Raw genomic sequence first — 8,679 nt, 5'->3', positions numbered from 1 at the left:
CCTGATGCCCATACGGTATGAGTTCCGTAATAATCCCCTCCATGAATCAAAATTGTATCGCCTGCTCTGTTCAGTGAGGCAAAGGCCCATTCCAGACTCATGGGGGAATCAATATCTCCGCTTGCTCTCGTCTTACCATCCACTGTTACATGAAGCCCTTTGGCCTGAACGTTTCCTAATCCAATTATTAAAGTAACAACTACAACAATCCAACTTCTCTTTAATTCCATTTTTGTTAATTTTTTCACTCCCGAATTTCAGTTCAAGCCTTTTAAAACCTGAAATAATCCAAAGAATGGCCCTGTGAATAAATACTTTTATCACAGGCAATAACGAGTTAATCAACAAATTTGTTACACTCGTCAAAAAAATTAACAAAAACAATAGTCTTTTTTACATTTCTAAACAATTATTTTTTTTCACTTCAGCTCAGCAAAAATGGTAGTTTATGATACAGCTTCGCCTCCTCAGTCCCAACTATTAACGGGACTGATTTTAAAAAAGTATTTCCAGAGTATTAAATCCGGAATGGTTGTAAATTACAACAAGGCACTTGTAAGTTCCACTCTTTTTACATCAAATGTAGATATGCTTTCACCAATGGATGCATTCTATAAACTAAATAAATTATCACGAAAAATCCCGCCTTCCCCTATAAACACTAAGATCTAATCAGTTTATCAAACCATTCAAGGTCCTTTATCATATATTTTCAGAGCCACGTCAAAGAGCGCTTTACATTCTCCCAAAATTGCCTGAAGATTCCTATCTTGTAATGTTTTCCTAAAACTGTTTTTGTGTCAATAGAGAACGAATGACAAACCTGTTTACTACATTAAAAATACTGGGGTTTCCGATAAAGAAAGCATCCCAAATTCTTCAATCAATTCCGGATGGAAATGATTTTCGGAACTGGCACACACAAAAAAGGTGGGAGGCCTTTCAATTCCATTTCGAAAACAATAGTTCATACCGAAACTATGTGGGAAACATACCTGCTAAATGGGAAGAGATCCCAGTTCTAAGCAAAAAAGATTTTTTCAATGCCAACATTTCCCTAAAGCCTGATCATTCAAAATACAGGAGATATTACAGGCAATCCACTAGTGGCTCTACCGGATCTCCATTCACATTTTACTCAGATTATCTTACTCATGCCCTTATCTGGGCAATTATTGAAAGAAACTACAATCAGGCAGAGATTTCACTGAATTCATTACAAGCACGGTTTTTCGGGATTCCGTCTCCTTTTTTTAGCCGATTAAAAGAAAAAACCAAAGATTTTCTATCCAGAAGGGTGCGTTTTCAGGTAATTAACCTATCCGAAAATAACATCGAAAAATGGTTGCAAAGAATGAAAAGCAGAAAGTTTATCTATCTGTATGGCTATTCTTTCCCATTATTTTTTTTCGCAAAACATCTGAACTCAAGAAATGCAACTCTTAAGGATCTCGTTCCTTCATTAAGAAGCTGTATAATAACCTCAGAGATGTGTTCCCACGAAGAACAAGAACTTATGGAGAATGCCTTTGGCTTTAATGTGTATAATGAATATGGCGCATCGGAAGTGGGAATATTAGGATTTGGAGATACCGGAAACTGGAAAATTTCTGAAGAGACGCTCCACATTGAAATAGTAGATGACGAAGGATTCCCGGTGAAAGACGGAGAAGTTGGCAGGGTCGTATGTACACAACTTTTTCAACAAGGAACCCCATTCATCAGATATGATGTTGGTGATTTAGCAGCCATAAAAACTATTGATGGCAAACGTTACATCACACAGTTACAAGGAAGAAAAGAAGCAATGCTAAAGCTTCCATCAGGAAGAAGAATGCCGGGAGACACTTTGTTTCATTTTGTAATGGAAGAGTTTAACAGAAAATTCCCAAATCTCATTTATCAGTTCCAGGCTATTCAAAAAGATGACTTCTCCATAGAAATGAAGTTAATTTCAGGTCATCCACTTTCGGAAATTCAAAAAGAAACTCTGAAAAAGACCATTAACAGACATGCAAAAGAAGAGATTAACATAGATATCCAACGAGTTTCTGATATTCCCGGTGATGGAAGAACAAAACGACAGCGCTTTATCTCGTGTGAGTAAAACCTCAATCAAAACTTCAAGCTTTCTGGTTGCCCCTTTTCAAACAAATTCATTTAACCATCGTTACTAAAACAAACAACTAATAAGATATTTATGCTAATTGTTTTCAGAAAAACAGAGAAGGATTGGATCAAAAACTTGAATGAATTTGAAAGCAGTGTTTTCCTGAATCCCGGATGGATAAACTCGATTGCAAATAAAGACCTGGAGCCTGTGTATTTTGATTTGATCAATCCTAATGGGGAGATTGAAGGGAAAATATCAGGAATGCGGGAAAGCAATCATCGCCTGGGAAAAAACCAACTCTTTTTTCATGCCGGTTTTGCAGTTAAACAAAAATCTTCTGCATCTCCCCATGCATTATTGGATGCCCTTTACAAATATGCATCAGACAATAATATAGACCGCATTATCATATCCTCATATGGTTATGCCCCATTTCTGGAAAACCCGGGACATTCTGCTTATTGGTCAACAAAGCGGTTTGAGTATAAAATCATGCTCAGCCAACACACTGAAAAAGACCTGCACCATCAAATAAAACGTCATCTGAAAAAGGCTGTAAAGACTGAGACTATCTTCCGTGAGGTATCAGATATCAGTGCTATTCCAAGACTCATGGAGTTGCTGAACAATGTAAAAAACGAAAGATTAAAAAAATCACGTTCAGATTATAACCCTTTATACTTAAGGCACTTCACCCCTGAGACTATAGAAAGGCTGATCAAAAGTGAAGATGCGAGGATATTTACCATTCAATCAAATGAAGGCATACATGCCATTGAACTGGTTCTCGAGTGTTGCCATCAGGCATACATGCTTCTTAAAGCTACCGACAATTTTGGATACCAAAAAGGATTATCATCACTTTTAAATATTAAAGTAATTGAAGAGTACAAAAAGAAAGGTTTTATATGCTACAACCTGGGAGGCAGGCCTCAGGAAAAAGATGGTGACGGATTGGCTCTATATAAAACCCGCCTGGGAGCGAAAGCATACGTAACCTATGGGGCTACAACAAACTTTATTCAGTTTCCCCAAAAGGCATTAAATCCTCTTTTAAACATTGGTCGCACCCTGCCTGACAATAGACTGACACACTTTCTAAAAAAGATGATTTAGAAAAAGAAAGGGTAAGTTTTCAACTTTGTCGAAAACCCACCCTCTTTATTCAATTAACTTGATTAGCCGAGACTCCCTTTCATGAAGCATCGTCATAAAGAATTCAAGCATCAATCTTCTGCAGCACCAGGATACTCCTCAAAGAAAAAAGGAGCATTCTCTCCATTATCTTCAAGCCCTTCCGGATAAGTACCCTCTTCCAACATGGGCAGCGCCTCAATGTCCTGAATTTGCTGAGCCGTTAATCCATCTCCATTGGTAATCGACCATACGGCATCCTGCAACAATTCTGAAATTTCTTCATACTGTGCAACCAAATCCTCTTCACTCTTCAAACCTCCTGCAGATTTAAGATCTTCACTTTGATTAAAATAATGCTCACAATTAATTTTACGCCAACCTATCCTGTTTAGTAAGTTCCACATAACAGAGGATTGGGCAATTCCGGCCATGGTATATTGCACATCTGAAGATGAACCATGCCGCCCCTTGTTAATACAAAACAGATTTAGATAAATCGTGCGTGAGGAATGGGCTTTAATCACAAACCATGTCCACTGCAACAGAATACCATGCTGGTACTCAGATTTGTTTACTTTAAAAACCAATCCCTTTGGGAAAAAGAGAGTTCTTGGAATTTCATGATTATTGGAAATGGTCAGTTTCAGTTTAATCCACTGACCACCGTTTCCATAATCAGGAAATAAATTTCCGAAATTCCAGCTTTTTAGCAAATCCTTATCCTCAACGGAAGCAACAACGCCATCCTCCCCGTTAAGGTCAACACCACTGATATCGCCATCCAGAGAGAGGCCTTCCGGTAAGTCGAAAGAAGTCACAGCTATGTCACCGGATGCTTCTCCCATACCGGCAATTGAACCGGGCTCCTCACCCGAATCCTTTTCACATGAGTAAAATGGCACCATAAGCAGGAATGCCAGGAAATAAATTACACTTTTCTTCATGACCATCGTTTTTATTAGTTCAAATAAATTTTTGTCGGTAAATAATCGGATTCAATCTGTTATCTATCAGATAAAGACCTGAACCAAACTAAGAGCAAATCAACAACAGAAATGAATATAAGTCAATAGCAATTTTATCGAAAAAAGATCTGAAAAAAGAAGCCTGATCTCAATAAAACACACGTCACACCCCGGTAAACAAAGGGATTCGCAGAGTCCCTTTCCGACCAATTCAATTGATTTTCTGCAAATTCAAGTTTGACAAAATGAGGAAAAACAAAGACAAAAGAACCTTCAATCTGGATTAATTCCATATTGCAGTTTTGCTTTTACTTAAATTGGATACCTCTCACGAAAACATCTTCTCCACCTTCTTAAGTCCTGATGGCAATGCAAAAACCACCACCTTATCTCCGGGCTGAATTCGTGTTTCTCCATTGGCAATAAAAACTTCTTTTCCACGAGTTATACCACCCACATTCATATCTTTAGGTAAATCAATATTTTTAAGAGGTCCGCGTGTAATTTTAGAATTGGGTTGCGCTGTAAGTTCAAGAACTTCAGCATCGGTAGCTGTAAGACACTTCACATGCGACACACTTGCCTTCATGGTATAACGATAAATGTAACTGGCAGCGATGAGTTTTTTGTTGATTAGCGTACCTATACCAATATTTTCAGCCAAATCGATGTAATCCATATTTTCAACTTCAGCCACCGTTTTTCGGACTCCCATTTTCTTGGCCATCTGACAAGCAAGGATGTTTACCTCAGAATTATCTGTGACCGCCACAAATGCATCCGTCTTGTGAATTCCTTCCTCCTTGAGCAATTCCAGGCTTCGACCATCACCACTTACCACCTGAGTGTTTTCAAGAAAATCAGCAAGACGCATCGTCTTTTCACGATTTAACTCAATTAATTTTATTTTATAATGATGCTCCAATTCTTTGGCGACCTTCTTCCCAATGCGACTTCCGCCCAAAATCATTACATTGTGAATTTCGAATTGCTGTTTGCCTGCATCCGCCAATACCTGCGGAATGCCCGGGCGTGTTGTAATCACATAAGCCAAATCCCCGTGTTTAAAACGATTGTCCCCACGGGGAATAATTGTTTTTCCGTCACGGTAAATAGCCACAGTATAATAATCGTTGATCTCATGCAATTCAGCAGCTTCTGAAAGCGAAAGGTTGGCTATTGGTGCATTATCGCGTATTTTGAGCGCAAGCAACAACAAACGACCATCAGAAAATTCAAACAACTGACGGGTACCCACCTGTTTAAGAGACGCAATAATCTCCTGAGAACCAAGATGCTCCGGATAAACCATCTCATCCACTCCCAACTGTTTAAAATATTCCTTGTTTGCGGGAACCAGATATTCGTAGTTATTGATCCGGGCAATGGTTGTTTTGGCACCCAGCTTTTTAGCAAGCATGGCAGACAAGATACTTACCTCTTCATAGGGAGGAACGGCAATGAACAAATCAGCAGATTTAACTTTTGCCTCTATCAGGTCACTGATTGATGTTACCGAACCTTTCACCGGCATTACATCCAAAATACGACTCAGACGTCTTAGCTTGACTTCATCGTCATCAAGCAAAATCACATCATGATCGGCATTGGAAAAAAGTCTTGCCAAATGTGTACCCACCTCTCCAGCTCCGGCAATCAGAATATTCATTATAAAATAAATTTGTGTGTTATTTCTTGTTGGACACTTCAGTCCTTCCCGAACTCATCTTTTCAATAAAACGCGTCTTATATTAATTCTACTATGCTAACCCACCTTATACATAAGACAGGTAAGGTGTAAACAGGCTGAAAGCCTGAGAGCAATAGCCCAAGGCAACGCCCTGGGATTGCTTAAAGATCTTCGGCCTTTTAAAAACCCAGCAATATCGTATTTTCCTTAAAAAGGATAAAGCCTCGATTTTCGGAGGACTTATTAATTCATAAACATTCTAATTACCAGCAAAAATACAAGCGCCCTCAACAAATTTGATTTGAAAATAATTCACCATTTCTTTTTTCAAATTTGTCTGCGATTTCTTGTATTTCTTGGTGTTTGAGCATCTCGCGACGAAAATTCATGAATTTAACAGGCTAAAGTAAAATTAAAAGACAAATATAAAAGATAAAAGGTGAAGTAAAGAAATATTACATGGAATGATTGGAAAAATAACGTCTGTTGTGCTTAACCAGATTTATGGATAAACGAACGCACCATCTTCTGCTACAAAATGGAGTTCCATGGACAAACCTTCAATTTCTTTCCTGAATTTTTTAATGCACCAGGGTGGACATGATTTGGCAACAATCAATCGCTCAGTCATGATTTGAGATAAAAAACCAGGGACATCTCCTTTCAGATCTCCGGAGAAAACGACCCCCTCAAAACGGGGGATTCCTGAAAATCTCATCTGATCCACATCTACATCTCCCAATACAAGAAACGGACTTTCTCTAACGGAACAAATCATTGCTTCTCCTTTTTTACTCCAACATTCAGAAAAAACTTTTCTCTTCAAATTAAAAGAATTTCCTGAAAAGAACCCACTGCAGGCAAAATCAAGACTTCGATTGGAAACAGTAGTATCAGCAATAACCAAGCCTTGCCCGGATTCAATAAGACCAATAACACGTTCTCTCTTCACATCAAAAATCACAAACCTGTCAGTCCTGCTTTTTCTCCAATAATCCAGATGCAAAACAATCATCAGAAGCAAGAACAAAAAAAGGGTTCCCTTCAACATTAACCTCATCCGGGTATGGAACCAAAGCATTAGCAACACCATCAATGCATACAAGATCCAAACTGTGCTCTCATTGATCCATAATCCTTGCACGTAAGACCACGGCAAAGAATCGAGCCACTCCACCACTTCAAGCATAAACCTTAATAAATCATTCAGAATCCCGGCAATCATTAGTGACAGAAAACGAAACTCTGAAAATATCACCAAACATTTTGCCAGTACAAGTATGGGCGCCACCATAGGTAGAACTAAAAAATTGGACAGCAGAAACCACGAAGGGAATGCCCGGAATGTAAATAATGAAAGTGGCAGGGTACCTAATTGTGCCGAAAGTGAAACAGCGGCCAAATCACCACCCCATCTGATAAATATATTCCGGCTGGAATAAAGTTTTGCAAACACCGGATAAAATGTAACAATGCCGGCCACAGCCAAATGTGACAACAAAAAGCCCATGTGAAAAAGTGACATGGGATGAATCAGAAGAATCAAGAACGCAGAAACGCCCAGCAAATTGTAAATATTACTACTCCTTTGAGAATAATTCCCAATTTGGATGACAGAAAGCATTACCACAGCCCGAAATACCGATGGAGCACCTCCTGTTAACAGGGCATAAAAAATCAGCACTCCGATAACAATAATTACACGAATGCTGCTTCTCTCGGGCAAAAACATATTGAGCAGCCAGTTGATCAAAAGAAATATAATACCTGTGTGAAGGCCAGATACGGCCAACACATGAACTGCTCCTGAATGTATAAACCAGTCCTTTATCTCATCGTCCAGCATCGAACGTACTCCAAGAGTCAGTGCCGATAAAACCTGCAACTCCTCTCCGCTAATGCCATGCCGCCGGTATATTTCAATCGTTTTGAGTCTCAAATGACTCATCCGACCAATCAGTCCCTGTAATGGACTCTTTCGCAAAATTTTAAAATCTTCCCTTTCCACAAATCCCCAACCTGAGATCCCCTGACGAAAAAGATATTCACCATAATCAAATGCGCCGGGATTTGAGGGTTTTTTATGACCGGAAATAAAGACGGCAAATTCCACTATATTTCCGGGCTTTGCCGGTGGCTGAAGCATTGAGTCGGCCGGTTCCACAATCAATCGCCAGATCATTTTTGACCTTTCTGACAATAAAGAATCCGCCTTTAAATCAAGAGGCTTCACAGTATAGTTATGATAACCCGAGGTGGTCACATCGGCCTCTACTACTCTTGCGGTTCCTTTCACATTAAAGCCATTGTTAATCCGAGACGGACGATTAATCAATGCCATGAACAGACCGGTAAAAATCAACATCAGATAAAAGCACCCTCCGGAAATCCAACGGTTCCTGTATCTACCGGAAAACCTCAATGAAAAAAGAAGAAAAAAAGAAATCAATACCACAAGAATCGGAAGAATCCGAAGGAACAGGTAACTCTCATCACCCACAAACCGGGCAAGCCAGATGCCTGTTCCAAGCGCAAAAGCAAAAAATAAAAAAGGAATTCGCCTTGCCAGGTCCTTTAATTTCATAAAGACAGGTTTAGTGCATAACAAACTAACAACACTCCCCTTCCGGGGAATGAACTATTTTGCAATACAAAAAACCCGATAATGCATTAATTTTAAGAGAACAAGCTAATGATTTTTCAAAAAAGAATCAACCCAAACCAATATTGTTACTTGAAATATTTCAATTAACTCTTGTCCAATGAAACTGTTT

At 39.0% G+C, this 8,679-nt stretch carries 6 protein-coding genes; 2 read left to right on the top strand and 4 right to left on the bottom strand.

Annotation, left to right across the window (positions count from 1 at the left end; translation table 11 throughout):
- A partial coding sequence (locus tag W7W_RS0104920; protein ID WP_010662719.1) for a hypothetical protein occupies positions 1-230 on the bottom strand: 230 nt, incomplete at its 3' end.
- Between the two features lie 584 nt (positions 231-814).
- On the opposite strand from W7W_RS0104920, the gene W7W_RS21750 reads away from it, so the two are divergent.
- Together W7W_RS21750 and W7W_RS0104905 are read left to right on the top strand one after the other, a co-directional pair.
- Positions 815-2,107, top strand: coding sequence for a phenylacetate--CoA ligase family protein (locus W7W_RS21750; RefSeq protein ID WP_010662718.1), 1,293 nt, complete (start codon positions 815-817; stop codon positions 2,105-2,107).
- A 93-nt stretch (positions 2,108-2,200) separates the two neighbouring features.
- Complete coding sequence (locus tag W7W_RS0104905; RefSeq protein WP_010662717.1) at positions 2,201-3,229, top strand: GNAT family N-acetyltransferase; 1,029 nt, start codon at positions 2,201-2,203, stop codon at positions 3,227-3,229.
- Between the two features lie 110 nt (positions 3,230-3,339).
- On the opposite strand, the gene W7W_RS0104900 is transcribed toward W7W_RS0104905, so the two are convergent.
- The 3 genes from W7W_RS0104900 to W7W_RS0104885 form a co-directional block, all read right to left on the bottom strand.
- Entirely contained in the window at positions 3,340-4,194 is an 855-nt protein-coding gene (locus tag W7W_RS0104900; RefSeq protein ID WP_025006942.1) for a hypothetical protein, read from the bottom strand.
- A 349-nt stretch (positions 4,195-4,543) separates the two neighbouring features.
- Positions 4,544-5,884, bottom strand: coding sequence for a Trk system potassium transporter TrkA (trkA, locus tag W7W_RS0104890; RefSeq protein WP_010662715.1), 1,341 nt, complete (start codon positions 5,882-5,884; stop codon positions 4,544-4,546).
- Positions 5,885-6,407: 523 nt separating this feature from the next.
- Positions 6,408-8,489 carry a ComEC/Rec2 family competence protein gene (locus W7W_RS0104885; RefSeq protein ID WP_010662714.1) on the bottom strand — a complete coding sequence of 694 codons (2,082 nt, stop codon included), beginning with the start codon at positions 8,487-8,489 and terminating at the stop codon, positions 6,408-6,410.
- Positions 8,490-8,679 lie beyond the last annotated feature (190 nt).

The organism is Marinilabilia salmonicolor JCM 21150, from assembly GCF_000259075.1.
GTDB classification, from domain to species: Bacteria; Bacteroidota; Bacteroidia; order Bacteroidales; family Marinilabiliaceae; genus Marinilabilia; species Marinilabilia salmonicolor.
The sequence above is the reverse complement of the archived record's forward strand: the minus strand, read 5'-3'. Positions and strand labels throughout refer to the sequence as shown.

Excerpts from the sequence above, each read along its gene's own strand:
- W7W_RS0104900 (WP_025006942.1), bottom strand. The coding sequence starts at position 4,194 with ATGAAGAAAAGTGTAATTTATTTCCTGGCATTCCTGCTTATGGTGCCA.
- W7W_RS0104905 (WP_010662717.1), top strand. The coding sequence starts at position 2,201 with ATGCTAATTGTTTTCAGAAAAACAGAGAAGGATTGGATCAAAAACTTG.
- W7W_RS0104885 (WP_010662714.1), bottom strand. The coding sequence starts at position 8,489 with ATGAAATTAAAGGACCTGGCAAGGCGAATTCCTTTTTTATTTTTTGCT.
- trkA (WP_010662715.1), bottom strand. The coding sequence starts at position 5,884 with ATGAATATTCTGATTGCCGGAGCTGGAGAGGTGGGTACACATTTGGCA.
- W7W_RS21750 (WP_010662718.1), top strand. The coding sequence starts at position 815 with ATGACAAACCTGTTTACTACATTAAAAATACTGGGGTTTCCGATAAAG.